Genomic DNA, 26,682 nt, shown 5'->3' on the forward strand with positions numbered 1-26,682 from the left:
TCCACACAGGAGCGCCCCCCCCCCACACCAGACCCCCCGACAGGAGCCACCCCCATCTGGTAGGGCGCAAGTGGCTGCTTCCCCTGACGCGAAGCAGCCACTTGCGCCCTACAGGGAGGCGGCCCGCATGCGCTCGGCGGCCGCGGTGGCCCGCGCACGCACGTCGACGGCGTCTAGCGAGAGGTGATCGCCGTTCGCATACACGTGTCGGCCGCCAATGAAGACGTGGCGCACATCGCTGCCGCGGGCCGAAAACGCCAGGTGAGACACGAGCGAGGGGTGCGGGATCGCACCCGCGCCGGTGACATCGAGCGCGATGACGTCAGCCAGGCGCCCCACCTCAAGCGCCCCGGTTTCGGGGAAACCGATGGCCTGCGCACCACCCCGCGTGGCGATGTCGAGCACGTCGCTCGCCCGCACCGCAGCCGCGTCGCCGCGCACCCCGCGGTGCAGGATCGTCGCGAGCTTGATCTCCTCGAACAGGTCGAGCGAGTTGTTGCTCGCGACGGAATCAGTGCCGAGCGTGAGCCGCACCCCGGCCTCAAGTAACTCCGGCAGCGGGGCGACCCCACACCCGAGCTTCAGGTTTGAAACGGGGTTGTGACTCGCCGCGGTACCCGTGCGTGCAAACACCGCAATCTCCTCCGGAGTCAGGTGCACGCAGTGCGCGGCCAGCACGTCCGCCTCAAACAGACCGAGGGATTCCAAGTGCATCGCGGGAGTGGAACCGTATCGATCGATCATGTCGGCGACTTCGGCGGCAGATTCTGACACGTGAATGTGGATCGGGATGCCCGTGCGCCGCGACCGCCCGGCAATTGCACGCAGCTGCTCCGGCGGCGTTGTGTAGGGCGCGTGCGGACCGTAGGCCAGGCGGATGTGCGGATCCGCCGCGAAGCGTTCTGCGAGCGCCTCGGTGGCATCGAGAACCTCCGCGCCCGTCCACGGGCTGACTCCCGGAAACCCGACCGCCTCGTCGGTGAAGACCGCCGGGGCCGCAAGCACTCGCATGCCAGCGGCGCGCACGAGTTCGAGAAGCCCCGCGTCCCAGTGGTACATGTCTGCAAAAGAGGTGGTGCCGGTCTCGATCATCTCGAGCATCGCGAGCTGCAGCCCCGCGGCCACATCGTCGCGGGTGAGGTGTTGCTCCGCCGCCTGCACCGCGGCGAGCCACGGCATGAACCCGTCGTCGTCTGACGCGCCTCGCAGCAGCGTCATTGCCGAGTGAGTGTGACCGTTGACGAGCCCCGGCATGAGCACGTGTCCGGCAAGATCGTACGTGGGTGTGGATCCGGGGCGCTGGGGCCCCGCATACTCGATGCGCCCCTCACTGTCGAACGCCAGCTCGGCCTCGGCAACGGGGCCTGTCGGGGTGAGCATCGCGTCAGCCCAAATGACGGTCATGGCCCGCTCACCAACCCGGGGTGACGAGCATGCCGCCGTCGACCGGGAGATCTTGCCCGGTAATAAACGATGCCCCGGCCGATGCAAGCAAGACGCAGGCGTTCCCGATGTCTTCCGGGGTGCCCATGCGACCGAGCGGCGCGTGCGCTCGCCAACTCTCCACTCCCTCCGCCCACTCTGTCTCGAGCCCCGGCCGATCGATGAGGCCCGGTGAGACCGTATTCACCCGGATGCCCCACTCGCCGAGCTCCAGAGCCGCTGCTCGCGCGTGCATGACGAGGCCGGCCTTCGCCGCAGCGTAGTGTCCGTGTGCGGCGGCAGGCCGACTGGCTTCGATGGAGGCGACGTGCGTGATCCACCGATTGCTTGAGGGATCTCGCGCGTCGTCACCCTCGCCCATGACCGCAGCGGCGGCCTGGCTGAGTTCAAATACCGCCCCAAGGTTCGTTGCGAACACCGCGTCCCACTCGGCGCGCGTCATTTCGGACAGCGTGGCCAACGGCTGGATACCCGCGTTGTTGACGAGGCCATCAAGGCCACCAAGCTTCTTCACTGCAAGAGCGACCAGTTTTTCTGCCGAACCGGGCACGCTCAGGTCGGCATGCACGGCCTCGGCTTCGCCCCCGGCCTCCCGCAACTCTTCGACGAGGGTGAGCGCGGCGGCCTTCGACGATCGGTAATGCACCGCGACGCGGGCCCCTGCCGCGGCAAAGCGGCGCGAGATGCCCTGCCCGAGGCCGCCCGTGGCACCCGTGATGAGCACTCGTTGCCCGCTGAGATCGGGCAAGCTTGTATCGCGTTTCACCACGCTGTCACCCCGTTTTCGCTCCACAAAATGTCTTGCCCATCGTAGCGCGCCGAGGCTGATGTCACCGCGCGCGTTCAGCGCCCTTCTTCTTGGCCCAGAGCTGCTTCTCGTGCACGGGCCAGGTGCCCGCCGCGACCTGCGCGGCGACGTAGGCCTGGGCCTCCGCTTGCCGTTCGGCCTCAATGCCCGTGGCAATCTCAGCGCGCAACAGCTCCGGAGTCAGGCCGAAGGCATCGACCAGGTCACTCGCGTGGGTTCGGATGCGCCCGAGGAGTCGGTCGACATACGCTGTGATGGCCTCCACGCGGCTTCCCGAAAGCCGGCCGTGCACGAGATACCAGGCCGCGCTCGTTTCGATGAGGCCGAGACCAAACAGATCGCGCAGCCAGGTCATCACGGTGAGGGTGTCTCCGTGAAAGGTCTCGAGCGCCTCGGTGAAGGCCTCCCACTGCAGCAACTCGGCGTGCGCCTTGGCCGCTTCGATGAGCTTGTGCTGCTGCGCGTTGAAGGCATCGGCACCCGCCGCTGCGCGATCCGCCTTGGCAACGTCTTTGGTTGCTTCGCGGAGCGCCATAGCGATTTCGGCGATCATGGTCTCAACCCGGTCGGTGAGCAACGCTCGCTGCGCGTCCGGGCTGCGCACACTGTCGACCGACCGTGCCACCCGGCCAAAGTCGGAAAGGCTCTGCCCCAACTGGCGCAGGCCGAATCGACTCACGCGATCTCCCAGCTGCTCGGCCGCTGCCTTAGCGATGGCGGCCTTGTCTCCCGGTGTGAACCGTGCTGAGTAGTCGGTCAGGAGTCGCTTTCCCACCAACTGCAGCAGCACGTTGTTGTCGCCCTCGAACGTCACGTAGATGTCGAGGTCGCTGCGCCAGCTGGTGAGACGGTTCTTCGCAATGAAGCCCGCGCCGCCCGTGGCCTCGCGAGCCTCCTGGAGCGTGTCAAGCGCTGCCCAGGTAGAGGTGGGTTTGAGAGCCGCGGCGAGGGTCTCGAGGTCTTCGCGGTTCTCGGGGGTGTCGCCCTTGCCCGAGAACACCTCGTCGAACAGCTCGAGCAGCTTCAGGTCAGCGAACTGCATTGCGTATGTCTGTGCAAGTCGCGGGAGGAGCCGACGCTGGTGCTGACCGTAGTCAAGCAACACGACATCCCGGCCGTCGACACCCGGAAATTGGCGTCGCTCGTTGCCATACCGAACGGCGATGGCGAGTGCACCCTTCATCGCGTTCACCGCCGCACCGTCCAGCGATACACGACCCTGCACGAGCGTTCCCGTCATCGTGAAGAATCGCCGTCCCGGGCTCTCGATGGGCGAGGAGTACGTGCCATCCGTTGCGACGTCACCGTACCTGTTCAGCAGGTTCTCTCGCGGAATGCGAACGTGGGTGAAGTGCAGGCGACCGTTGTCGATGCCATTGAGGCCACCCTTAAATCCGTCGTCCTCGCTCCCCACGCCCGGCATCATCTCGCCATCTGGGGTGCGAATGGGCACGAAGAACGCGTGCACGCCATGGTTCACATCTTGGGTAATCAGCTGGGCGAAGACCACCGCTGCCTGGCCATGCAGGGCCGCGTTTCCCAGGTAATCCTTCCACGCTCCTGTGAAGGGCGTGTGGATCACAAACTCCTCGGTGCTCGGGTCGTAGGTCGCCGTGGTACCCACCGAGGCGACGTCTGAGCCGTGACCGATCTCGGTCATCGCAAACGCCCCGGGAAGCTTCAGCGAGAGGGCATCGGGGAGCCACTTCTCGTGATGGGGTTCGGTACCCAGATGCTGGATCGCGGCAGCGAACAGGCCCCACTGTACCCCGCTCTTAATCTGCAACGAGGGGTCCGCGAAAACCAGCTCCTGGAATGACGCAATGTTGCCCCCGTGGTTGTCGTTACCGCCGACCGATTTGGGGAAGGCGCGCTGGACGGCCCCGGCAGCGACGAGTTCGCCCAGCTGCTCAAGCACCCGCTCGCGGTGCTCATCCATCGACATCCCGGGAACAGTCTGAAACCGAGGATCGGAGGCAAGCTGGCGCGACTCGAGCCGCTCCTTCTTCCACTTGCCCAGCAGAGCATCACCTACGGCGGTGTGATCGATCCGAATGGCTGTGGGGCTCGTGCCTGCGGGGGTGGTCATTCTGGCTCCTTTGCGCGCCGTTGACATGCTGCCCCCAGGCTAGGGCTCAGGTGTTCTCGCGACAACTAGCCGGCTGACAACCAACAAATGGCCGGCATCGACGAACCCCTTGAGCTTGTCCATACCCTCCAAAAATGATGCTCACAAACTAGAGTGTGAAGCTAGAGATCCAGCCCGTACAGATTCGGTTCGGGCACCAAGATGACACCGAACTCCGATTGCACGCGCTGCGTCACGTACCGGGCGAGCTGAGCGATGTCCGCCGCGGTCGCGCCGCCCTGATTGGTAATCGCGAGGGTGTGTTTTGATGAGATAGCGGCCCCCGAACCAGGGATGCGAAATCCCCGCGCGATGCCCGAGTGTTCGATCAACCACGCCGCAGAGAGCTTCACCTGACGTGGCGGAGCTGGCGCGGGCAGCCGGAGCGGCGCGCCGGCAGCGAGCTCTTCGAGCGGGGTCACCGCGGGCTCCGGCTCGTCTCCCGCGACCGGATACCGGGGCGCGCTTGCGGGAAGACTCCGCGCAAAATGCTCCGAGACGACGGGGTTCGTGAAGAACGAGCCCGCGCTCCACGTGTCGTGATCGACTTGGTCGAGCACCATGCCCTTCGATGCGCGCAGGCGAAGGACCGCACGCCGAAGCTCCTTCAACGTGACCCGATCACCGATCGTCACACCGAGCTCGTCGGCAAGCTGGCCGTAGGCGATCGGTGCGGAGAGTGGCTGTTCGGTATCAAAGTGCTCGCGCAGGAACACGTCGATCGATAGGACCACGCCCTCTCGACCGGACTTGATACTCGAGGTGCGGTAGCCGAGTTCGAGTTCTGCTGCGGGGATCCTCGTCACTTCCTCGGTCTCGCGATCCAGAAAGGTGATCGAGTGCAGCACGTCGGCGAGCTCCGCCCCGTACGCGCCAATGTTCTGAATTGGAGCGGCTCCGGCCCGCCCCGGGATTCCCGAGAGCGCTTCGAGACCCGACCAGCCACGGTCGACGCATTCGGCCACCAACTGATCCCAGTCGTGACCGGCCTGCACGCGCAGACGGATGATTCCTGCCTCCAGAGAAGGATCAGAAATGCGATCGACTCCCCCGGTGCGCACGAGCAGCACGGTGCCCGGGAATCCTTCGTCACTGACGACCGTGTTCGATCCCCCACCGAGGAGCAGCCAGTCATATCCTTCGTGCCAGAGCTCCCCCGCCAGACGCACGAGCTCGTCTGCGGTGGTCGCGACCAGCACACGCTCGGCGGGGCCACCCACCCGCATGGTGGTCAAATCTGCGAGCCGCATGACATCATGTTCGCCCATCTGCTCCGTGTGCGAGCCGAAATCGATCACCTGAACGCCGCCACGAGCTGGCTCTTGCCCAGCACGGTCTGACCACCGAATATGACCTTCAGGTCGATGCGGGCGGTGCGTGCCTCGAGGTTAAGCGCTCCAACGGTCGCCGTGACGCTCACGCTTGCCCCGACTGACGCGTCGACGGGCACCGGCCGGGTGAACCGCACCTGGTAGTCGAGCACGAAACCGGCCGCGCCGATCCACTCGCTCACTGGCGATGCCGCGACACCCATCGTAAGCATGCCGTGGGCGAGCACGCCGGGAAGACCCACCGACTGCGCCACATCGTCGCGATAGTGGATCGGGTTGAAGTCTCCGGAAGCGCCGGCGTAGCGCACCAGTGTGTCGCGGGAGAATGCAACGGTGCGCTCGACCACCGTGTCGCCGATAGCGAGGTGTTCGAATACTGGGAGCACTGTGTCGCTCATGCGCTCTCCTCCGCTCGCACAACGAGGGTGGAGATCGCGGTGACCACGTGTGCCCCGCCACCATCCACGATTTCCGTGGATGAAGTCACCATCGAGTTGCCCCCCAGCTGTTTCACCGAGGTGACCGTCATAGTGCCGACAAGTTCATCGCCCGCCACGATCGGACGGGAGTAGCTGAACCGCTGGTCGCCGTGCACCACGCGAGAAAAGTCGACCGCCGCGTCTGCATCGGCGAGCAACTGCTGCAGCGTGAAATCTTGCAGCACGATGGGGAACGTGGGCGGAGCCACCACATCGGTGTACCCGGCCGCGCGAGCAGCCTCCGGGTCGTGATGGAGGGGCGCAGAACTGAGCACGGCGCGCGCAAACTCGCGCACCTTCTCACGTCCCACAAGGTACGGCTGAGTGGGCGGGTAGACCCGGCCCTGAATATCTGGATTCACCACGCACCCAGTCTAGGCCGCGCCCCCACATGTCGAGTTCGGCAACGATTCCTAACAAGCTTTGGTGGGTATATCCAACGGCCAGGCCCCCGCCTCCAATAGGCTGGAGATCATGTCGCGTATCCGTAAAGTCCTCATCGCCAACCGCGGTGAGATCGCCGTCCGCATTATTCGCGCCGCTGCTGACAGCGGCATCGCCTCAGTCGCCGTCTACGCCGACCAAGATCGCGATGCCATGCACGCGCAGCTCGCCGACGAGGCGTACGCGCTGAACGGCGCGACCAGCGCCGACACCTACCTCGTCATCGAGAAGATTCTGGGTGTCGCCCGGCGCTCCGGAGCCGACGCGATCCACCCCGGCTACGGTTTCCTCGCCGAGAATGCCGAGTTCGCGCGGGCCGTTATCGCCGCAGGCCTCACGTGGATCGGCCCCACACCCGAGGCGATCGAGCAGCTGGGCGACAAGGTCTCTGCGCGGCACGTGGCCGAAAAGGTCGGCGCGCCGCTCGCGGCCGGCACGATCAACCCGGTGCAGGGAGCCGACGAGGTGCTCGCATTTGCTGACGAGCACGGTCTGCCCGTGGCGATCAAGGCTGCGTTTGGCGGTGGCGGGCGCGGGTTGAAGGTCGCCTACACGCGCGAGGAGGTTGCCGAGCTCTTCGAGTCGGCGACGCGAGAGGCCGTCGCAGCCTTTGGTCGCGGCGAGTGCTTCGTCGAGAAATATCTCGACAAGCCACGCCACGTGGAGACGCAGTGCCTGGCCGATCAGCACGGCAACGTGGTGGTTATTTCCACTCGTGATTGCTCACTTCAGCGCCGACACCAGAAGCTGGTTGAAGAGGCACCCGCACCGTTCCTCACCGACGAGCAGAATGCCGAGCTGTACCGCGCCTCAAAGGCAATCCTGCGTGAGGTCGGCTATGTCGGTGCCGGCACCTGCGAGTTCCTCGTCGCCAGAGACGGCACCGTGTCGTTCCTCGAGGTGAACACGCGACTACAGGTCGAGCATCCCGTAAGCGAAGAAATCACCGGGATCGATTTGGTGCGTGAGCAGTTCCGCATCGCCGAGGGCGGGGTCATCGACTACGACGATCCGATCGCGCACGGGCACTCCTTCGAGTTCCGCATCAACGGCGAAGATCCGGGCAACGGGTTCCTTCCCGCTCCGGGCCCGGTCACCCAGTTCAAGGCCTCCTGCGGCCCGGGTGTGCGCATCGACACCGGCGTTGCGTCGGGAGATGTCATCTCGGGCGCCTTTGATTCCATGCTCGGCAAGATCATCGTCACCGGTGCCACCCGCACGCAGGCGCTCGAGCGCGCCCGTCGGGCGCTCGACGAGTTCGAGGTTCAGGGCCTCCCCACCGTGCTGCCGTTCCACCGCAAAATCGTGCGTGACCCCGCGTTCACCGCGGAGAACGGCACTTTCGGCATTTACACCCTGTGGATCGAGACCGAGTTTGAGAACGACATCGAGCCTTGGGAGGGTGAGGTGGCCGCTCTCGCGCAGGATCCGAAGCGCCAGACGGTCGTCGTCGAGGTCTCGGGGCGCCGGGTCGAAGTGAGCATGCCCGCACGGCTCATTCCGCTGGGCGACCAAGATGTTACGCGGGGGCCCGCCCCGCGCCGCGCAAAAGGATCTTCGGCACACGGTATCGCGGGTGACGCGGTGACCGCGCCCATGCAAGCGACGGTCGTCAAGCTCGCAGTTGAAGAAGGACAGCGCGTCTCCAGCGGCGAGCTCGTCGTGGTGCTCGAGGCGATGAAGATGGAGCAGTCGATCTATGCCCCGCACGACGGCATCGTGTCCGGCATCGACGCACCCGTGGGTCAGACGGTGCCCTCCGGCCACCTGCTGCTCGAGGTGAAGGCCGACTCGGAATAGGGCACGCCCGCCCGGCGTTGCACCGGGCATGACACGCGTGCCGCTCTCCGTCCTCGATCTTGCCACCGTAGAAGAGTCCGGAGACATCGCCGCGGCGCTTCAGCACTCGGTCGATCTGGCGCGATCCGCCGAGAAATTCGGGTACGAGCGAGTCTGGTATGCCGAGCATCACAACATGTCGGCGATCGCGTCGAGCGCAACCGCGGTGCTCATTGCTCACGTCGCAGCGCACACCGAGCGGATCCGCCTGGGTGCTGGTGGTGTCATGCTGCCCAACCACTCCCCCCTCGTCATCGCTGAGCAGTTCGGCATGCTCGCCGAGCTCCACCCGGGGCGCATAGACCTCGGGCTCGGGCGGGCGCCCGGGAGCGATATGGCGACGTTCCGTGCGATGCGCCGCAGCCACAGCGCGGCAGAGACCTTCCCGGCTGACGTGCGTGAGCTGCAGCAGTTGCTCTCTGATGAGCTACCGCGCACCGCGGTCAATGCATACCCGGGGCGCGGCACGAACGTGCCCATGTTCATCTTGGGGTCAAGTCTGTTCGGCGCGAACCTGGCCGCGCACTTCGGGCTGCCGTATGCGTTCGCCTCTCACTTCGCCCCGCAGGCTCTCGGCTCGGCGGTGCGACACTATCGCAGCAACTTCGTGCCCAGCGCGCGCCACCCTGAGCCCTACGTCATCGCAGGCATCAACGTCGTGGCCGCGGACACCGACGCAGCCGCGGAGGCGCTCTTCGCCCGCACCGAGCTCGAGCGTGTGCGTCGCTTCCTCTCCCGCGGCCGCGAGGTCGAACTCACCGAGGCCGAGGCGCGGAAGTTGTTCGACAGCCCCGCCGCGCAGGAGATCCGCAAGATGCTCACGTACACGGCGCTCGGCGGGCGCGAGCGGGTGCAGGAAGAGCTGGCGGCGTTCGCAGCCCACGCCGAGGCGGACGAACTGATGACCGTGCACCCCGCCCCGACCCGCGCCGAACAGCTCACCTCGCTGCGCATCGCCGCGCCGCTGGGCTGAACCCCTACTTCACCCGAACGAGGCCCGTCATCTCGGGATGAACCGAGCAATCGTAGGCGAACTCCCCCGCAGTGTCGAACACGTAGGTGTAGCTTCCCTTCGTGGTCAGGTCGCTCACGAAGCTGCCGTCAGCCCCGACCACGTCGTGCTCCATGCTGCCCCGGAATTCCCAACGCACCGCGTCACCCACTTCGATTTCCACGAGTGCGGGCTCGTATCGGTTGTCGATCACCGTGACCACGACTGCTGCGTCCACACCCTCGGCCGAGGGCACCACGTCGGGCTTCACCTGGCCAGAGCACGCGGTCACCAAGCTGAGGGCGAGCACCGCGAGTGTGGCCGCAAGGCCGCGCAGGAGCATCCGCCAGGGCGACCTGGCCGATCCACCCCCGAATGGGGAGCGCCCGGTCACAGCTGGCTCGCGTGCATCGCCCGCGCCGCGTCGGTGATGGCACCGGAAAGCGAAGGATACACGGCGAAGGCAGAGGCCACCTGATCGACCGTGAGTCGGTGCTCGACGGCGAGCGCGAGCGGAAAGATCAATTCACTCGCCCGTGGAGCGACGATGACCCCGCCGATCACGGTGCGCGATGCCTCCCACGCGAAGAGCTTCACGAACCCGTCTTTGATGCCCATCATTTTGGCCCGCGGATTGATGTTCAATGGAATCGTGTACTGCACCGACCTTGCCATGCCAGTGGCATCGGCGAGGGTGCGCTCGTTCCAGCCCACGTTCGCGATCTCGGGGTGGGTAAACACGTTCGCCGCGACGTTGCGCAGGTCGATCGGACGCACAAAGTCCCCGAGTGCGTGCATAATCGCGGTGCGCCCCTGCATTGAGGCGACCGAAGCGAGCGGATAGAAGTCGGTGCAGTCTCCAGCCGCGTAGATCGAGGGCACAGCGGTGCGCGCGACCTTATTGACCCGAATGTGGCCGCTGTCGGTGAGTTCCACGCCCGCGGCACGCAGGCCGATGCCCACGGTGTTCGGGATCGAGCCGACCGCCATGAGGCAGTGGGAGCCCTCGATGGTGCTGCCGTCGGCCAACCGCACCAGCACCCCGGAGTCGGTGCGGGTGACTGATTCGGCTCGCGACTTCGACATCACCGTCATGCCGATGCGTTTGAACTCATTCTCGATCACGGTCGCAGCATCGGGATCTTCGCCGGGAAGCACCCGCTCGCGACTCGAGACCAGCGTGACCTCCGTACCGAGCGTGCGATACGCGTTCGCGAACTCGGCCCCGGTCACGCCAGAGCCCACCACAATGAGATGCTCGGGCAACGTGGTGAGGTCGTAGAGCTGTTTCCAATTCAGAATGCGTTCGCCGTCGGGCTTCGCCGAGTCAAGCTCGCGAGGCCGCGCCCCAACGGCCACCACGAGTGTGTCCGTCTCGATCCGGTCAAAATCGGTACCCTCGCCGCCGCTCGCGGTTGAGACGAGTACGGCATTGGGCCCGTCAAGGCGACCGTCACCGTGCACCACGCGCACACCGGCGTCTTCAAGAGTCGTCTGCATGTCAATTGATTGCGCCGCGGCCATGGCAGTGAGCCGTTTGTTCACCGCCGCGAGGTTCAACGCAATTTCGGGGCGGATCGGCTTGCCGTCAGCTCCGGGCAGAAACGCCTGCACACCGAGGTTTCCCGACTCCCGCACTGCCCGTGCGGCACCTGCCGTCGCGATCAGGCTCTTCGAGGGCACGACATCTGTGAGCACAGCAGCACCGCCCACCCCCGAGCGCTCAATGAGCGTGACCTCGGCACCGAGTTGCGCCCCCGCCAAGGCGGCTTCGTACCCGCCCGGGCCACCGCCGAGAACAACGATTCGATGCTTGCGTTCATAAGCCTGGACCATGGAGTCAATCCTAGGCCGTGTCGCGCCAACCCTTCGCGGGCAGCGCACCCAGCACAGGGTCGCTTTCCTCCGGAAAGAACGCACTATTTCTTCACCGCACCTGCGGTCCGCATGCAACCACAAGCATGGATGGGGCGTACACTCGGTGCATAACCCCTAAAGTTTCGTTTGCGTCGTCGCCACCGAGACTGTTTTCTGGGCACCGACGTGGGAAGGACCCTGCCAATGCCGCTCCTGGATTCGATGCGCGCGGAATTAAACGAAGGCCTGCACGCCACGCCCTTCGCACCGTCACCGCCCGACACGTTGTCGAGAGGCGGGGAGGCACGGCTTGAGCGCGATCCCGGAATGCCCTCTAGCACCTGGCGCATGCGCAGTGACGCTTGGGAATACCTCCGTTCGGCGGTCAAGCTGCTCGTACACGGCACCCCGGGATCGAGCGCGCTTGAGGCAGACGGGGAGATCTCGCGGCTGCTTCGCGCCCTCGAGACCATCGAGATGTACTGGGCCGGTTTTGGGCAGCGCTACGTGGTCGAGATCACCAATCTGCTCCACAAGGGCGACACGCAGGCCGCTTTGGATCGCATCGGCCGTGTGGTCAATCGCATCCGCCGCAGCACCATCCCTGAGACGCCCCGCGATCAGTACCTCGACGAGGTCGAGCGTGTTGAGCTCGACGACGATGTTGATTCTCGCCCCCGGTTCGAGGTGCTGATCGTCGACGAAACCACCGAGGCCGATCGTGATGCGATCCGCCAAGAGGTGAGACAACTTCGCAGTAGCGGCGATCCCTTCGTCTACGACTACGTCATCGTTCCCTCTGCCGACGACGCGGTTGCCGCGGTACTCACCAACCCCAACATCCTCGCGGTGGTGGTGCGCCCCGGCTTCACCGAGCACTCCAAGCAGCACCTCAGCCGCGATCTGCGCGAGACCATCGCGCTAGCCCGCGCCGAATCGGGCACACAGCCCGCATCGGCGAAGAGCTCGCTGGCGATGATTCAGCGCGTGCTCGGCCTCGCCGATACCCTCGCCACCCTTCGCCCCGAGCTCGACCTCTACCTCATGGCAGGGGCGCACATCGAAGACCTGGCGAGCGCGCTCACTCGTCGCTTCCGTCGCGTCTTCCGCCGCGAAGACCACCTCGAGTTGCACCTCACGTTGCTGCGCCGCATCTCGCACCTCTACGACACACCATTCTTTAGCGCGATCCAGGATCACGCCAGGCGACCGGTCGGCGTGTTTCACGCCCTGCCCATCGCCCGTGGCGGTTCTGTCGTGGGTTCGAAGTGGATCACCGACCTGGCCGACTTCTACGGCCTCAACCTGTTGCTTGCCGAGACCAGCGCCACCTCGGGAGGTCTCGATTCGCTGCTCGCCCCAGTGCGCACGCTGAAAAAGGCGCAGGATCTCGCGGCTCGCGCGTTCGGCGCGAAACACACCTTCTTCGTGACCAACGGCACGTCGACCGCCAACAAGATCGTGCATCAGGCTCTCGTGTCGCCCAACGAGGTGGTATTGGTGGATCGCAACTGCCACAAGTCCCATCACCATGCGGTGATGCTGACCGGTGCGCGCCCGGCGTACCTTGAGGCCTACCCGCTGAACGAGTTTGCGTTCTACGGGGCGGTTCCCCTCAGCCGCATCAAGCAGATGCTCCTCGACTACCGCGCGGCTGGACGCCTTGACGAGGTGCGAATGGTGACCCTCACCAACTGCACGTTCGACGGGATCGTGTATGACCCCGAGCGTGTCATGGCCGAGTGCCTCGCGATCAAGCCGGATCTCGTGTTCCTCTGGGACGAGGCGTGGTTCGCGTTTGCTGCCTTCCACCCGGTGACCCGCCGTCGCACCGCAATGGCGGCCGCGAAGCGCCTCGAAGAGCGGCTGAAGAGCTCGCAGCATGCCTCCGACTATCATTCCCAGCGAGAGCGGCTCTTCGACGCCGACGGGAATCCCGCTCCCGACGAGGTGTGGTTGAGTGAGCGACTGGTACCCGCACCCGATGCGCGCCTGCGTGTTTACGCTACCCAATCGACGCACAAGACGCTGACGTCGCTGCGACAGGGATCGATGATCCACGTCTACGACCAGGATTGGGTGCGGGAGGCCGAGGAGCCGTTCCACGAGGCATACATGACGCACACAACGACCTCCCCGAACTACCAGATCCTCACTTCGCTGGATCTCGGACGCCGCCAGGTTGAGCTCGAGGGCTTCGAGTTGGTGCAACGGCAGCTCGACCTGGCCACGAGCCTGTGCCAAGCTGTCGCGCGCCACCCGCTGCTGCGCCGCACGTTTCGGGTGCTCACCGCGCACGACCTCATCCCCGCGGAGTACCGCGAGGCTGGTCGCCCGATGCCGCTGCGCGACGGACTCGCGACGATGTGGCAGGCCTGGTCGACCGATGAGTTTGTGGTCGACCCGAGCCGAATCACCATTGAGATCAGCCGCACCGGCGTCGACGGAGACACGTTTAAACACGATTATCTGATGGATCGCTACGGCGTGCAGGTCAACAAGACCAGCCGCAACACCGTGCTGTTCATGACGAACATCGGCACTTCGCGCAGCGCGATCGCCTACCTTATCGAGGTGCTCGTGAAGCTGGCCGAGCGCTTCGAGGAAGACAAGGCGCAGCGCGATCCCGATCTGCCACTTCCCGGCGAGGTCGCAATGCCACCGCTCCCCGACTTCAGCTCGTTTTCCACTGGCTACTCGACCGACGGTCAGTTGCCCGATGGCGACATGCGCGCGGCTTTCTTCAAGGGTCAGCGGCGCGCGGCGGTCGAGCACGTGCTCATTTCCGAACTGCGCGAACGTGTGGATCGCGGCGAGGTGCCGGTGAGCGGCGGGTTCGTAACCCCGTACCCGCCTGGGTTCCCGGTGCTCGTGCCGGGGCAAGTGATCACGCCCGAGATTCTCGATTTCATGGCGGTGCTCGATACCCGCGAGATCCACGGCTATGATCCCGTGCGTGGGTTTCGGGTGCTGCGAGGGTAGCGAAGACTCTCCTCCCAGGCACTTCATGGGCATGGAGGGCATCCTGGTGGGCATCAAGAGTCGATGCAGGGCAGGCGGAACATAGATGACCAAACGAACGAAGATCGCGATCTCAGTAGTCGTCGGCATCATCGCTGTCAGTGTGATCGCGGTGACCGTTGGGCCTGCTGTCTACCGCGACTTTCTCGCCCCTCCACCGGCAGAGACCCCGCTGCTCACTGCCGATGACACGACGCTCTCGATGGGAGACGAAGCCCAGCTTGATGCTGCGAGCCTGAGCGGTACGTGGAAGCTGAGCGAAGGCTCAGTCGCCGGTTACCGAGTCGACGAGGTGCTCAACGGCACCGATGTCACCGTCACTGGACGCACCTCGCAGGTTGAGGGAACCCTCACGGTGAGTGAGCTCACGCTGACTGAGGCCGAGTTCACGGTCGACGTCGGCTCGATATCCACGGATAGCCCACAGCGCGACAGCTACTTCCGCGACACCGCGCTGCGCACCTCCGAGCACCCGACGGCCACGTTCCGCCTCACCCAGCCGACCGTCGCGGCAGAGGCGCCAATCGTGGGTGAGACCGTTGAGCAGCAGTTCGTGGGCGAGCTCACCATCGCTGGCGTCACGAAGCCCGTCACCTTCACCGCGCAGGTGCGCACGGATGGTGCGACCGCCGAGGTCGCAGGCCAGATTCCGATCGCGTTTTCCGATTTCGGCGTGCAGGCACCCAGCCTCGGGTTCGTGTCAGTGGAGAACCAGGGCTTCGTCGAGTTCGAGTTGGTCGCGCGGCGGGGTTAGTCGCCGTGGGTGGATCGCGGATCCACCCGGTCACCATCGGCCAGCGCCTGAATCTCTTTCGGCAGCTTGCGCACCCGGGCGCGGCGCTTGGGACGCTCAGGGATCATCGACCGCATCTCTTCCAGCTTCCCAAAGCACAGCAGGCGATCTTCCGGTTCGAGCACGACGTGCTTGCGAGGATTCGGAATGACCTGCACACCCCGGTGCAGGGTGAGCACGGTAATGTCACGATCCCACAGACCGAGTTCGCCCAGCGGCTTGCCCAGGTGTTCGGCTCCCCCGTGCATCACGAGTTCCGCCACACCGTAACCGGTCGAGACGCTGAGTCGCTCGCGCACGTCAATCTCGGGGAAGGTGACCTGCCGTGCGATGTAGTCGATGATGGCACCAGCAACGTCAAGACCGGTCGCGCTCTCGATGCCCTGCAATCCCGGCGAGGAGTTCACCTCCATCACGAGTGGGCCCTCATCACCTTCGAGCATGTCAACGCCAGCGACCCGCAAACCCATGATCTGGGCCGCGCGCACCGCCGCCTGTTCGTATGCCGGCTCGAGCTGCACCGACTCCACGGTGCCACCGCGGTGCACGTTCGAACGGAACTCGTCACCGCTGGCGATGCGGCGCATCGCGGCCACCACCCGGTCACCCACGACGAGCGCCCGAATGTCGCGGCCGCGACTCTCGGACACGTAGCGCTGAATCAGCACATTCTGCCGGGTGGAGTGCAGAGTCTCGATGATGGCCTCCGCGACCTTCACCTGGGGCGCGAGAATCACGCCGATGCCCTGGGTGCCCTCCAGCAGCTTGATCACGACCGGCGCACCACCCACGCTCTCGATCGCCGGGCGCACGTCGGCCCGGTTACGCACGAAGGCTGTCGCGGGCATGGCGATGTTGTGTCGCGACAAGATCTGTGTCGCGCGCAGCTTGTCGCGCGCGTTCGAGATGCCGTTCGCGGTGTTCGGCGTGTACACGTCCATCTGCTCGAATTGGCGCACGACGGCGGTGCCGAAGTACGTGATCGAGTTGCCGATGCGCGGCAGGATCGCGTCGTAATCGCTCAGCGGCTTGCCCCGATAGCGCAGGTCGGGTTCATCACCGGCGAGGTCGATCGCGAAGCGCAACGTGTTGAGCACGCGCGCACGATGTCCACGGTCGACGGCGGCTGCGAGGAGGCGCTGCGTCGAGTACGCCTGGGGCGCGCGCGAGAGAATCGCGAGTTTCACGTAAAGTACCTGCCAATATAGAAGGGTGAACGAACCTCACCATTCAAGCACCCTCACCGGGTGGCGTGAATGGGTAACCCTCCCGAACATCGGCGTGTCGCACATAAAGGCGAAAATTGACACCGGTGCACAGACTTCTGCCCTGCACGCCGCTGACGTTGAGGAGTTTTCGCGCGACGGATCAGACTGGGTGCGCTTTACCGTGCATCCTTGGCAACATAACGACAATGACGAGCTTCGGGTTGAACTCCCTGTGCACGACCGGCGCACGGTGCGCAGCTCGTCCGGGCACTCACAAGATCGCCTCGTAGTGCTCATGGACATCGAGTTGCTCGGCCGGCGGATTCCCGCCGAATTCACGCTCACGAGTCGGCACGAGATGGTGTTTCGCATGCTGATCGGCCGCGAGGCGCTCCGACAGGGGTTTCTCGTGGATCCGGCCGCCTCGTACCTCGGCGGCAAGCCCAGCTCTGCGATCCGCCGCAAGAATCGTGGCCAGTCGCGCTAGTCTCCGATTCGGCGCTTCGGGCGCAACCTCTACCTCAGATTGAGCTGGCTGAGCAGTGCCTTCCAAGCGGCCTTTTTCGGTGGAATATCGTCTGCCGACTCCAGCTTGGAGTGCTGCACCGAGACGACCGCCTTCGCGGGCGCACCTTCTGCGACCTGTTTGGCGGAGATGTCGACCTGGGCTCGGGTGCCGTCTGCGAGCGAGACCCGCCAATAGCGCCACTTCTCGGTGGCAGAAGTTGTCGGCTGCTCGCTCAACGGCACTCCATCTATCTCGGTGACACCCGCCATCACGTCGAGCCAGTCGCGCAGCGCCTCGTCGAGTGTGCCCTGAATGGTCTTCGACGCCGAGGCGGCAAACGTGCCCAAGTGCCCCTGGCCAACCTCGCGCATGCCATGATCGTGCTCGTAGTCGATGGCGATCGTCTGCGCCCACCAACCGTCGTTCAACGGCTCGCCGGTGCTGGCATGCCGCTCAATGCCCAGCTGCCGAATGCGGTCGAGCACCAGGCGCGCCAACTCCGCGTGAGCGAGCGCGGAAGCGCCCTGACCCTCGAGCCATTCGGTCCATTCCAACCATGGATGCCCGGTGGCTGTCTCGATACTCTTCGCTGCTCTGCCCATGCGCACATCCTAGGTGACCGGCTACGCCGCAGAGACCCCGGGAAATTCCCCCCGAGGTGCCTCCGAAGTCGCCTGCGCGTCGCCGTTCCGGTGAGAGAATTGGCGATCGTTTGCGAACCATTGCCTGAGGCCGTCACGATCCTCCACCCCCAACTTCGCGTAGACGTGCCCGAGGTGCGTGTCGACCGTACGCACAGACAGGTGCAAGCGCTCAGCGATGAATCGTGATGAGTACCCGAGCGATGCGAACAGTGCCACCTCTCGCTCGCGCGCAGACAGGCCGCCCGAAAGGGGCAGCGGGATCCACAAGCCAAGTTCCGAGAGAAGACGCACCTCTGGTTCGTCGACATCGGTGGGGTGCACTCCCGCAATGATCTTCTCGATGTGGCTGACGATCACGTCGCCGATGGGTTGATCGATTGCCGTGGCGAGTTCCCGAGCCCGCGATTCGATGGTGCGTGCCAGTGAACGGGATTCGAGTGCCACCATGTGCAAAGCCTCGAGCTCGACGAGCCTCACCCCCTGCTCACGGGCCCACTCAGCCATCCTCAGCGCCTCGGCGGCGGGGTCTCCGACTCTCAGCCATTGCATGGTGCGCACCATGAGGCGCCGACGGAACCCCTCGACCGCGCGCGAGACCCCCCGCTCTTCCCGGTGGGCGCGTCGCAACTCAGAAACGGCAACCTCGCTCTCACCTAATGCGGCGAGCGCGAGAGCGTGCACCGCATGCAGCAGGGGCCTCAGCCCGTATCCGTCGTAGACCTTGAGCCCGTCGAGGAGCTGTTCGGCTTGATCCGCGGCATCCCGCCAGCGCGCCTCCTGCGCAGCCAGCAGCGCTGAGCCTGACTCCACGAGACCCGAGAGATACACCACGGCTTGCACATCGGCGCTGCCGCTTTCCCGCAATTCCTCGAGGCTCTGACGCCCCGCTTCCCGACTCCCGCTTGCCCAGAATCCAAAGAATAAGCAAAATCCTTGCAGATCTACGGTGCCTGTCGGCACCCGATCGCCCAAGAGGGAGAGCACCCGGGCTTCTTCAGCGATCCGTATTGCGTCGTCGAGTTGGCCGTCTTGCTGCTGAATGAGCGCATTAACCGCTCTCGCGGGCGCACGCACCCACTCGATGTTGATGAGTGATGCTGACTCGGGCGCGGGGCTCTCGAGTGCGGCCTCACGAAGCCGACCGTCATACGCCAGAAGAATCAACCGGGAGCTTCGCACCATCTCATGCGACACCGGATCGGAATCTCCGAGCGCATCCTTGACAGCCTGCAACTCGAGAAGCACACTTTCAATCCTGCTGCCCTCCCAAAATCCATGTTCGACGAGAAGGATGCGAAGCCGAGTCTTGAGTGTGGTCGGCAACTCATCGAAGCGGGCCAGGTCAGCCGTGATGTCGCGAATTCCGGCAATGGCAAGCTGAAGCCGCTGATGATCGCCAAGCAGTCGCGCATAACTCGCCGCTCGCACCGCGACGACTGCCGCCTCCTCAGGATCGGAGCTGTGGATCAGTTCGAGCGACACTCGCAAGAGGAGCCTCGGATCCGATCCGCCCTGCAAGAACGCGAAGGCCTGTGAGAGCCAGGCGGTCGGCAAGTCCTGCCCACTGTCCAGGCCAAACACCACCAATCGCGTGAGAAGCTGCGGTGTCGAGATCAGGGTCGAGTGGCTCCGATCCGCATCCAGCGCATGAAACAATTGCGCGCTGAGCTCGACCTGTCTGGCCCGATTCATATGCTCGCGGATCGCGGCAGCAAGTATCGGGTGCGCAGTCTCAAGCGCGATGCTCCCGCTGGGGTGCCGACGCTTGCGCACCAGGCCTTTCTCGATCAATGAGGCACTGCACCCCGGGTCGACCAGCTGCAGCAACGGTGTTTCTAGCAGTGGTTCAGCCTGCGCGATGAGTTCGAGCGTGCGCAACTCTGCTTCGCTGCAGGCTTCTCTCGCGAACACCGCGAACTCCTCGGGTGCATCGTCGGCGCCTCGTGGCACCCAAGCAAGACCACGGTTTCTTCTGAGCACGCCCCGTCGTTCGCAAGACAGCGCCAATACACCCAACGCATAGCTATTGCCCGCCGTCGCAGCGTGCCAGCGACGCAGCGTCTCGGTCGCGATGTGCGAGACACCGAGGCGCCTGGAAAGAAACAGATCCGCTTCCTCGAGACTCAGCGGCCCGACCGTGATGCGTTGTACGCGAGGGTCTCGACCCATGCGACTCGCTGCGCCGGTGAGCCGATGGGCGGTCGCAATAAGACGCAGAGCACGCGAGCGCACGAGATGTTCGAGCAGGAAGGCCGGCAGAGGTCCGTAGGCGTGAACATCAGATACCACGAGAACCGGTTCCCGCCCGGCAGCTCGATTTCGGATCGCGTTCATCAGTCGTGTCGCGAACACCTGGGGCGAGACCGAGCCGCTCTGCAAGAAGCCTGACCCGTCTTCCCCCTCAAGAATCTCGGGAAAGTAGAATCCGAACACCGCCGCAATCCCGCTCGTTTCGACGGGCGGTGTTGACATCACGGTGACAAAGAACTCCGGGCTTTCCTGCGCTTCGAGGGTGTACGCGGCGGCTTCGGCGAGCCTCGACTTGCCAGCCCCTGGCTCGCCGAGCAGCAACACCGAGGCTCCCGGCTGCGACACGGCCGCTACGACCGCTTTGAGCCGCTCGGTCATCACCGACGTGTCGAAAACTGGGGTCAGGCCACGAAAAAGCCCCTGCCCTGACGACTCAAAGACTTCCTCGACCATACGACCACCCCTGCCCCGGAAGGTTTAAGCGGGCGCAAGCTACGCCCGATAGTGTCCCCCCGGCACGGCATCATCACTGATGCATACAGGCTCGCCCACTTGAACCAAAATGTCAACAGTGTCTAAGATTTCGTGACGTGTTTTGGAGCAAATGAAGAGAAAAATTCCTACACAATTCATAGCAAGCTCAGGTGTTCCCGCTGCGCGAGATGCCCGCGGCGTATTGAGAGACTGCGCATGAGTCTGGGGCACGATGGTGGCCCTTTCGGCTTCTGCAACGACTCTCCCACACCGGCCGCAAGCGGCTAACGACCTACGTCGACTCTGGGTCGACCGTGGCGCGTGTGTTTGCTGGCCCCTGAACGAGCTTCAACCCGATGACCGCGAGAATGATGCCGGCGATGAAGAGCATCTTCCACAGGGAGACGCTCTCAGTCCCGGTGAGCATCGCATACGACACGGTGAGCGCGGCCCCCACCCCAACCCACACCGCGTACCCGGTACCGATGGGTATCTCCCGCACCGACCAACCCAACCCCACCATGCTCGCCGCTGCCGCGATCAGGAACACGATGGTGGGGACTGGTTCGGTGAATCCGTTCGAGAGTCCGAGTGCGGTGGCCCAAACTGCCTCAAGAACCGCGCTCATCAAGAGCACGATCCACGGCACCTCAGCTCACCACCTTCAGGCCGATCACACAGCCCACCAGGAGGAGAAGCAGGAGAGTTCTCGCGATCGTCGGGCGCTCCTGTCGGGTGACGAACCCCCAGACCACCGTGAGCGTCGCACCGATTCCGACCCACACTGCATAGGCCGTGCCGACGGGCAGATAAAGCATCGCCCAGGCGAGGCCCATCATGCTGACGCTCAACGACACGAAGAACAGCACGGCGGGCCGCCATTTGGTAAACCCCTGTGAGGCAGAGAGCGCCGCGGCCCACACCGCCTCAAGCATCCCGGAAACGATCAGCACCAACCATGCCATGACGAACCCTTTCGAGTCAGTCTTGTCGCGATGCGGGTACTGCTCCCTCGTCCGCGAACCCGGTTGTCGGGTTCCATCCACCGATGCTACCAGCCTCGGCGCGCCAGACTCAGCGGAGGTGGAGGTCCGCAACCACCTCCGCGACGCGTATCCGCTGCGCATGAGAGAGACCCTGAATCGGCAGCGGCAGGCAGCGCGGAGCCACCAAGCCCAGGTGCTCAGCAATCGCCGCCACGACACGCAAGCTTCCGCCGCACTCGGCAAACAGATCCCACAGCGGCCTGAGTCGCTCTGATGCTGCGTGCGCGTCGCCGGTGTGACCGCTCAGTGAAAGCTGTGTGATCTGCATCGCAAGTTCGGGAAGCGTGCCTCCCACCACCGAGTACCAGGAATCGCATCCAGCCAGCAATCCATCGACAGCAACCGCATCACCTGAGATGCCGATCGTTACGTGCTTCGGCACGAGCGCTCGTATCTGCTGAATGCGAGCGAGGGCCTCATCCGGATCTCGGGTCACCCCCGGGATCTTGATCGACGCGAGGCCTGGAAGCTCTGCGATGCGAGCATATAGCTGGTCAGTGAAGGTGAAATGGGTCGTCGTGGGATTGTCGTAGAGGATGACCGGCAGATTGGTCGCTTCGAGTACCGAACGAAAGAGCTCAAACACATCGCCGTCTTGAAGCGGTTGGTACGACATTGGTGCGAGAAGCAGACCCTGCGCGCCGGCTCGCTCCGCAGCACGCACGTTGGCAAGCACATGTGAGGTACGCAGCGCGCTCACACCGGCGATCACTGGGATGCCCTGTGCGTGCTCGACAGCGAGGGCAGTCACGCGAGCGCGTTCCTCAAGCGTAAGGTACGCAGCAACGCCCGTGGAACCGAGCGCAGTGATGGAATCGACTCGGGCTGCAGCGAGTCGCTGTACGAGCCCAGCGAATGCACGCTCATCAACTGCATCGTCAAGCAGCGGAGTCAACGGAAACGCGCTCATTCCGGAAAACATGGAACCCCCTCTGGTGTGCGCTTCGATGATAGGGCCTGTGAGCACATGTCAGACCATTCGCATATTCTGCTCTTGGGTACGACGAGGAGGCCGAGCATGAGAATTCGAGAAGAAACCACACTGCACATTGGCACCCGGGAAGACCAGCAGCTCACAGTCATTGAGGCGATCCGCGAGCTCGAAGAGCAGCGCGCGAATGGCACCATGTCTGACGACGCCTACTTCGAGAAGAAGCGGTCACTGATCAGAATGTTGTGAGCGTCCGTCTGCAAATATCGGCGGATCGCGCCCCCTCTTTACGCCTTCTTCACCCGGACCCTCTGATACGGCTTGGCGATCGAGTCTCCGACAGCCTCGGCGATCAGTTGTTCGGCCGATCGATTCTTGCGTGCGAGTTTCGCCACCCATTTGGTGAAGCGTGCACCCTGTGCCAGTTCCTTCGCGCTGCGATCCTCCACTGCGTAGAAGAGCCGGGCGCTTTCCGGAAGCAGCGAGAGAATGCCATTGAGCACTCGTCGCGTGGCCCACTTTGCGAGCGGCCCCTTTACATCCGGATGGCGGAGCGCGTGCCCCGCCAGCGCCGCAAAGAGGGTCAGCGCTTTGGTGTTGAGCTCGTCACGAATGTATTGGTCGAGTTCGGCGAATGTATCGAAGTAGGGTCCGGGCACGAAGAGCTTCTCGGCACCGAGCCGAGATTCGACCACCAGCCGATCCGCGTCTGCGACTGAGAGGCCGGGGCCAAACTCCTGGTAGCCACGCACCGCCGACCAGATATACGTCCACCAGGTCCAACGCTGCCATGCGGGCTGCTTGGCGCTGACGACCTCACCAGTCTCCGGGTTTGTCCAGCTCGCGTGCTCATGCAGCCGGTCGACATGCGCGGCGGCGGCATCCGCGTGGGCTTTGTCGGCGAAGATCGCGTCGCGCAAATAGGCCGACGTGCGGTCAAATCTGGCCGCCATCGCTTCGGGGCCCTCGCTGGTGAGCGAGACGCGCTCAAAGTGGGTCATCATGCCTGGCTCCAGCATCTGCAGAAACACGGCATTCTTCGCACCAAGCATCGAGCCCGGATCTGCGAACACGCGCCACGAGACGCTGTCCGGGCCGTAATGTCCGTCGTCTGCGCGCGGCGCGTCTGCGAGTGTGCGGCTCGGGTAGGCATCCGTCATTGTTTCCCCCTAGAAACCAGCACCAGGCGCCGAGTGCGCCGCGTCATCTGAGATCGGAAGCACATTCGCTGCCGTCGACGGTTGGTGCGTTAGTTCGAGCTTATTTCACAAAGACCCACTTACAGGAAAATATAAACCGTGTACAAAAAATTTCACCGAAACGACTCACGCAGGGTCCGCGGAGAACGATCACCACGGGCATGAGGACCACCAGAACTTGCACCGACCGTGTGCCAACGAAGTGTTCCGCGTCGGCGCCGAGCGAGCTGCCTGATCCACACTCTCGGGTAGGCTCGGCCCGCAGTTCGGTGCGAATGTGGTGGTGGAATTAGCAGTCTGCTCTGCCGCGGCAGAACAGATCCTCCCGCTCGCGAGAGACTCGGCGCAGAAATCAGCAAACCACGGGCCGGTGGAGACTTGAGTGTCGAGCGACTGGCCTAGCCGATGATCTCGTTGAGCGTGGCCGACGGGCGCATCACCTGTGAAACCAGATCGGCATCGGGAAGGTAGTACCCACCGATTTCGACCGGCTTGCCTTGTACGGCGAGCAGTTCTTCAACGATCTTGCTCTCGTTCGAGATGAGCTGCTGGGCAACTGGCGCGAATACCGATGCAAGCTCTGCGTCTTCGGTCTGCATCGCCAACTCCTGAGCCCAGTACTGAGCGAGGTAGAAATGGCTTCCGCGGTTGTCAATCGTGCCAATCTTTCGCCCGGGTGAGCGATCTTCTTCGAGGAAGGTGCCGGTCGCGCGGTCGAGCGCCCCTGCGAGCACACGTGCCTTTGAATTTCCGGTGCGATCTGCATGGTGCTCGAGTGATGCAGCGAGCGCAAAGAACTCGCCCAGCGAATCCCAGCGCAGATAATTCTCTTCAACAAGCTGCTGCACATGCTTGGGCGCAGAGCCTCCGGCACCGGTCTCAAAGAGTCCGCCCCCCGCGAGCAGCGGAACGATAGAGAGCATCTTGGCGCTCGTGCCAACCTCGAGAATCGGGAACAGATCGGTGAGGTAATCGCGCAGCACGTTACCGGTGACCGAGATGGTGTCTTCGCCGCGACGGATGCGTTCGAGGGTGTAGCGGGTCGCGAGCTCTGGTTTCAAAATCTTGATCGTGAGGCCTGTGGTGTCATGGTCGGCGAGGTAAGTATTCACCTTCGCGATGAGCGACGCGTCATGCGCGCGATCTTCGTCGAGCCAGAACACTGCGGGCACACCAGTGGCACGGGCCCGAGTAACGGCGAGCTTCACCCAGTCGCGAATCGGTAGATCTTTGGCTTGCGTTGCGCGCCAGATGTCACCAGTCTCAACGTTGTGTGACATCAGTACGTCGCCAGCACTGTTCAGCACCTCGACGCGCCCGCCACCCGTGATCTCGAAGGTCTTGTCATGGCTACCGTACTCCTCGGCTGCTTGCGCCATGAGGCCAACGTTTGGCACCGTTCCGATGGTTGCAGGGTCTAACGGGCCGTACTCAATGATGTCTTCGATAGTGGCCTGGTATACCCCCGCGTAGGAGGAATCGGGAATTACGGCAATCGTGTCGTCTTCGGCTCCGTCTGCACCCCAGAGCTTGCCACCATTTCGAAAGAGCGCCGGCATCGAGGCATCGACGATCACGTCGGAGGGAACGTGCAGGTTTGTGATGCCCTTGTCGCTGTTCACGTAGGACAAGCGCGGGCCCCGCGCGATCACAGCCGCAATATCATCGGCAATCACCTGACCACCGGGCACCTCATTCAGGCCGTCAAGAATCGCACCGAGGCCGTTGTTCGGTGTGAGACCAGCCTCTTCGAGTGCACCCGCGTGCTTGTCGAACACGTCTTTGAAGAAGGCCTTCACCGCGTGACCGAACATGATCGGGTCACTGACCTTCATCATCGTGGCTTTAAGGTGCAACGAGTAGAGCACATCCTCGGCCTGCGCCTGTTCGATCGTGTCGGCAAGAAACCTGTCAAGAGCCTTCGCAGACATGAATGTGGCATCAACGACCTCGCCCTTGAGTACCTTCAGGCTGTCTTTCAGCACTGTCTGGGTGCCGTCATCCGCGACGAAGCGAATCTGCAACTCGTCTTCCTCTGCAAGGACTACCGACTGTTCATTTGAGAAAAAGTCATCCTGCCCCATTGTCATTACCCGGGTCTTCGAACCCTGTGAAAATGGCTTGTTCAGATGCGGGTGCTTGCGAGCGTAGTTCTTCACCGATTGGGGGGCTCGACGATCGCTGTTTCCCTCACGCAGCACCGGATTCACGGCTGATCCCTTGATTTTGCCGTACCGGGAAGCGATGTAGTGCTCCTCGACATCCGCCGGTTCGTCAGGGTAGTCGGGGATGTCGTAACCCTTGGCTTGGAGCTCGGCGATCGCGGCCTTTAACTGCGGTATTGAAGCGGAGATATTCGGAAGCTTGATGATGTTGGCCTCGGGCTCGGTCGCGAGCGCGCCAAGCTCCGCCAGCGCATTGGAGACCTGCTGCTCGGTCTTGAGGTTCTGCGGAAACTCCGCGAGGATGCGTGCGGCGAGCGAGATGTCTCGAGCCTCGACTGCGATATTCCCCGCTCGGGTGAACTTCTCTACAATCGGAAGGAAAGAGGCGGTCGCAAGTGCGGGAGCCTCGTCGGTGTGCGTGTAGATGATCACGGGTTCGCTCACGGCAGTCTGCTCTCCATATCCAAAATCAAATCTTCTTCTTCGAAAAGTCTACAGAACTTACGGAAAGTATTTTGATGTCGAGAGAAATTGACTCCGGCACAGCGCCATCATTTCAACTCTTAGACCCGCGACACGATGATGGCGGTCAGCGGTGGAGACAATGCTCCCAGCACCTCGGTTTGCGGCGGTTGTGCGCATTCGCCGCAATCCTGTTCGACGCGGGCGCATCGGCCCCGGATGCGCAGGCAGTGCTCGGGCATTCGAGCCTGCAAGTCACCGAGCGCCACTCTCGAACTCGCGAGGACGTCGCCAGGCGAGCCGCCGCCGTGTTCGACGGACTCACACACGGCAGCGGATACGGCAAGATGTGACACAGCGCCCAGATGCGCCCCGCCTTTGAGTACGGTTAGTGCCTCAAAATCAACTTGCTGCGCTCGCTCAAACAGCGGCGAAACCCACCGCTGACCAGGGAAAATAAAAGAACCCCCGCAAGTAGAAGCCTCTTGAGGGTTCAGCAGCGGTGTAATCTCCGCTACGTGGCTCCGACCGGCATCGATCCGGTGACCTTTCGATTTTCAGTTTCACATTCTGCGACTACGATTCGCGGTTTTTGGGGCGCTGGCGGGCCGCGCGGCGCGGTGGCGGGCACCCGCACGCGCGTCAGCGCGAGGATGCACGC

General features: G+C 63.8%; 23 protein-coding genes and 1 riboswitch. Of the genes, 7 read left to right on the forward strand and 16 right to left on the reverse strand.

Translation table 11 applies throughout. The annotated features are described in order from the left end of the window. Window positions 1-108: 108 nt before the first annotated feature. The 6 genes from ACR0R4_RS11480 to ACR0R4_RS11505 all read right to left on the reverse strand — a co-directional run bounded on the left by ACR0R4_RS11480 (window position 109) and on the right by ACR0R4_RS11505 (window position 6,551). Window positions 109-1,404 carry an amidohydrolase gene (locus tag ACR0R4_RS11480; protein WP_433647586.1) on the reverse strand — a complete coding sequence of 432 codons (1,296 nt, stop codon included), beginning with the start codon at window positions 1,402-1,404 and terminating at the stop codon, window positions 109-111. A gap of 7 nt (window positions 1,405-1,411) precedes the next feature. Further along, window positions 1,412-2,212: an SDR family NAD(P)-dependent oxidoreductase gene (locus ACR0R4_RS11485; protein WP_433647587.1), complete on the reverse strand. Its 801-nt coding sequence runs from the start codon at window positions 2,210-2,212 to the stop codon at window positions 1,412-1,414. 61 nt (window positions 2,213-2,273) lie between these two features. After that, the gene (locus tag ACR0R4_RS11490) at window positions 2,274-4,340 is read right to left on the reverse strand and encodes an acyl-CoA dehydrogenase family protein (RefSeq protein ID WP_433647589.1); all 2,067 of its coding nucleotides are present in this window, start codon (window positions 4,338-4,340) and stop codon (window positions 2,274-2,276) included. A gap of 161 nt (window positions 4,341-4,501) precedes the next feature. Further along, window positions 4,502-5,647, reverse strand: a complete 1,146-nt coding sequence (locus tag ACR0R4_RS11495; protein ID WP_433647619.1) for a UDP-N-acetylmuramate dehydrogenase — start codon at window positions 5,645-5,647, stop codon at window positions 4,502-4,504. Between the two features lie 26 nt (window positions 5,648-5,673). Further along, complete coding sequence (locus ACR0R4_RS11500; protein WP_433647590.1) at window positions 5,674-6,108, reverse strand: MaoC/PaaZ C-terminal domain-containing protein; 435 nt, start codon at window positions 6,106-6,108, stop codon at window positions 5,674-5,676. Continuing rightward, window positions 6,105-6,551 carry an FAS1-like dehydratase domain-containing protein gene (locus ACR0R4_RS11505; protein WP_433647620.1) on the reverse strand — a complete coding sequence of 149 codons (447 nt, stop codon included), beginning with the start codon at window positions 6,549-6,551 and terminating at the stop codon, window positions 6,105-6,107. The genes ACR0R4_RS11500 and ACR0R4_RS11505 overlap by 4 nt, the downstream gene beginning before the upstream one ends. Window positions 6,552-6,663: 112 nt before the next feature. Here ACR0R4_RS11505 and ACR0R4_RS11510 point away from each other — a divergent pair, with 112 nt between their 5' ends. Continuing rightward, window positions 6,664-8,433, forward strand: a complete 1,770-nt coding sequence (locus ACR0R4_RS11510) for an acetyl/propionyl/methylcrotonyl-CoA carboxylase subunit alpha (RefSeq protein ID WP_433647591.1) — start codon at window positions 6,664-6,666, stop codon at window positions 8,431-8,433. A gap of 28 nt (window positions 8,434-8,461) precedes the next feature. Further along, window positions 8,462-9,445 carry an LLM class flavin-dependent oxidoreductase gene (locus ACR0R4_RS11515; RefSeq protein WP_433647592.1) on the forward strand — a complete coding sequence of 328 codons (984 nt, stop codon included), beginning with the start codon at window positions 8,462-8,464 and terminating at the stop codon, window positions 9,443-9,445. A gap of 4 nt (window positions 9,446-9,449) precedes the next feature. On the opposite strand, the gene ACR0R4_RS11520 is transcribed toward ACR0R4_RS11515, so the two are convergent. Further along, the gene (locus ACR0R4_RS11520; protein ID WP_433647593.1) at window positions 9,450-9,857 is read right to left on the reverse strand and encodes a cupredoxin domain-containing protein; all 408 of its coding nucleotides are present in this window, start codon (window positions 9,855-9,857) and stop codon (window positions 9,450-9,452) included. Next, a complete protein-coding gene (locus tag ACR0R4_RS11525) occupies window positions 9,854-11,299 on the reverse strand; it encodes an NAD(P)H-quinone dehydrogenase (protein ID WP_433647594.1) in 1,446 nt (481 codons plus the stop codon). Before ACR0R4_RS11525 ends, ACR0R4_RS11520 begins: the two co-directional genes overlap by 4 nt. A 348-nt stretch (window positions 11,300-11,647) precedes the next feature. On the opposite strand from ACR0R4_RS11525, the gene ACR0R4_RS11530 reads away from it, so the two are divergent. Next, window positions 11,648-14,302, forward strand: coding sequence for an aminotransferase class I/II-fold pyridoxal phosphate-dependent enzyme (locus ACR0R4_RS11530; protein ID WP_433647621.1), 2,655 nt, complete (start codon window positions 11,648-11,650; stop codon window positions 14,300-14,302). An 85-nt stretch (window positions 14,303-14,387) separates the two neighbouring features. Further along, window positions 14,388-15,095, forward strand: a complete 708-nt coding sequence (locus tag ACR0R4_RS11535) for a YceI family protein (protein WP_433647595.1) — start codon at window positions 14,388-14,390, stop codon at window positions 15,093-15,095. On the opposite strand, the gene ACR0R4_RS11540 is transcribed toward ACR0R4_RS11535, so the two are convergent. Next, the gene (locus tag ACR0R4_RS11540) at window positions 15,092-16,321 is read right to left on the reverse strand and encodes a RimK family alpha-L-glutamate ligase (protein WP_433647596.1); all 1,230 of its coding nucleotides are present in this window, start codon (window positions 16,319-16,321) and stop codon (window positions 15,092-15,094) included. The two genes, ACR0R4_RS11535 and ACR0R4_RS11540, sit on opposite strands and share 4 nt — an antisense overlap. Before the next feature lie 25 nt (window positions 16,322-16,346). Here ACR0R4_RS11540 and ACR0R4_RS11545 point away from each other — a divergent pair, with 25 nt between their 5' ends. After that, window positions 16,347-16,829: an ATP-dependent zinc protease family protein gene (locus ACR0R4_RS11545; protein WP_433647597.1), complete on the forward strand. Its 483-nt coding sequence runs from the start codon at window positions 16,347-16,349 to the stop codon at window positions 16,827-16,829. 29 nt (window positions 16,830-16,858) lie between these two features. Here the strand turns inward: ACR0R4_RS11545 and ACR0R4_RS11550 are convergent, their stop codons facing one another. The 5 genes from ACR0R4_RS11550 to ACR0R4_RS11570 all read right to left on the reverse strand — a co-directional run bounded on the left by ACR0R4_RS11550 (window position 16,859) and on the right by ACR0R4_RS11570 (window position 22,186). Next, window positions 16,859-17,452 (reverse strand): hypothetical protein, encoded by a 594-nt coding sequence (locus ACR0R4_RS11550; protein WP_433647598.1) that lies wholly within the window; start codon window positions 17,450-17,452, stop codon window positions 16,859-16,861. Window positions 17,453-17,473: 21 nt separating this feature from the next. Further along, complete coding sequence (locus ACR0R4_RS11555) at window positions 17,474-20,197, reverse strand: helix-turn-helix transcriptional regulator (RefSeq protein ID WP_433647599.1); 2,724 nt, start codon at window positions 20,195-20,197, stop codon at window positions 17,474-17,476. Between the two features lie 313 nt (window positions 20,198-20,510). Further along, window positions 20,511-20,867: a DMT family transporter gene (locus ACR0R4_RS11560; protein ID WP_433647600.1), complete on the reverse strand. Its 357-nt coding sequence runs from the start codon at window positions 20,865-20,867 to the stop codon at window positions 20,511-20,513. Between the two features lies 1 nt (window position 20,868). Beyond that, a complete protein-coding gene (locus tag ACR0R4_RS11565; RefSeq protein WP_433647601.1) occupies window positions 20,869-21,183 on the reverse strand; it encodes a DMT family transporter in 315 nt (104 codons plus the stop codon). Window positions 21,184-21,193: 10 nt separating this feature from the next. Next, window positions 21,194-21,260: riboswitch (guanidine-III (ykkC-III) riboswitch) on the reverse strand. A 32-nt stretch (window positions 21,261-21,292) separates the two neighbouring features. Next, window positions 21,293-22,186, reverse strand: a complete 894-nt coding sequence (locus ACR0R4_RS11570) for a dihydrodipicolinate synthase family protein (RefSeq protein ID WP_433647602.1) — start codon at window positions 22,184-22,186, stop codon at window positions 21,293-21,295. Between the two features lie 96 nt (window positions 22,187-22,282). On the opposite strand from ACR0R4_RS11570, the gene ACR0R4_RS11575 reads away from it, so the two are divergent. Beyond that, window positions 22,283-22,444, forward strand: coding sequence for a hypothetical protein (locus tag ACR0R4_RS11575; RefSeq protein WP_433647603.1), 162 nt, complete (start codon window positions 22,283-22,285; stop codon window positions 22,442-22,444). 38 nt (window positions 22,445-22,482) lie between these two features. Here the strand turns inward: ACR0R4_RS11575 and ACR0R4_RS11580 are convergent, their stop codons facing one another. Both ACR0R4_RS11580 and ACR0R4_RS11585 read right to left on the reverse strand, forming a co-directional pair. Beyond that, window positions 22,483-23,355, reverse strand: coding sequence for an oxygenase MpaB family protein (locus ACR0R4_RS11580; protein ID WP_433647604.1), 873 nt, complete (start codon window positions 23,353-23,355; stop codon window positions 22,483-22,485). 437 nt (window positions 23,356-23,792) lie between these two features. Next, a complete protein-coding gene (locus ACR0R4_RS11585) occupies window positions 23,793-26,003 on the reverse strand; it encodes an NADP-dependent isocitrate dehydrogenase (RefSeq protein WP_433647605.1) in 2,211 nt (736 codons plus the stop codon). A gap of 188 nt (window positions 26,004-26,191) precedes the next feature. On the opposite strand from ACR0R4_RS11585, the gene ACR0R4_RS11590 reads away from it, so the two are divergent. Continuing rightward, entirely contained in the window at window positions 26,192-26,374 is a 183-nt protein-coding gene (locus tag ACR0R4_RS11590; RefSeq protein WP_433647606.1) for a hypothetical protein, read from the forward strand. The last annotated feature ends 308 nt before the right edge of the window (window positions 26,375-26,682 follow it).

It is taken from the genome of Leucobacter fengyongliangi, from assembly GCF_050971685.1.
GTDB lineage: Bacteria > Actinomycetota > Actinomycetes > Actinomycetales > Microbacteriaceae > Leucobacter.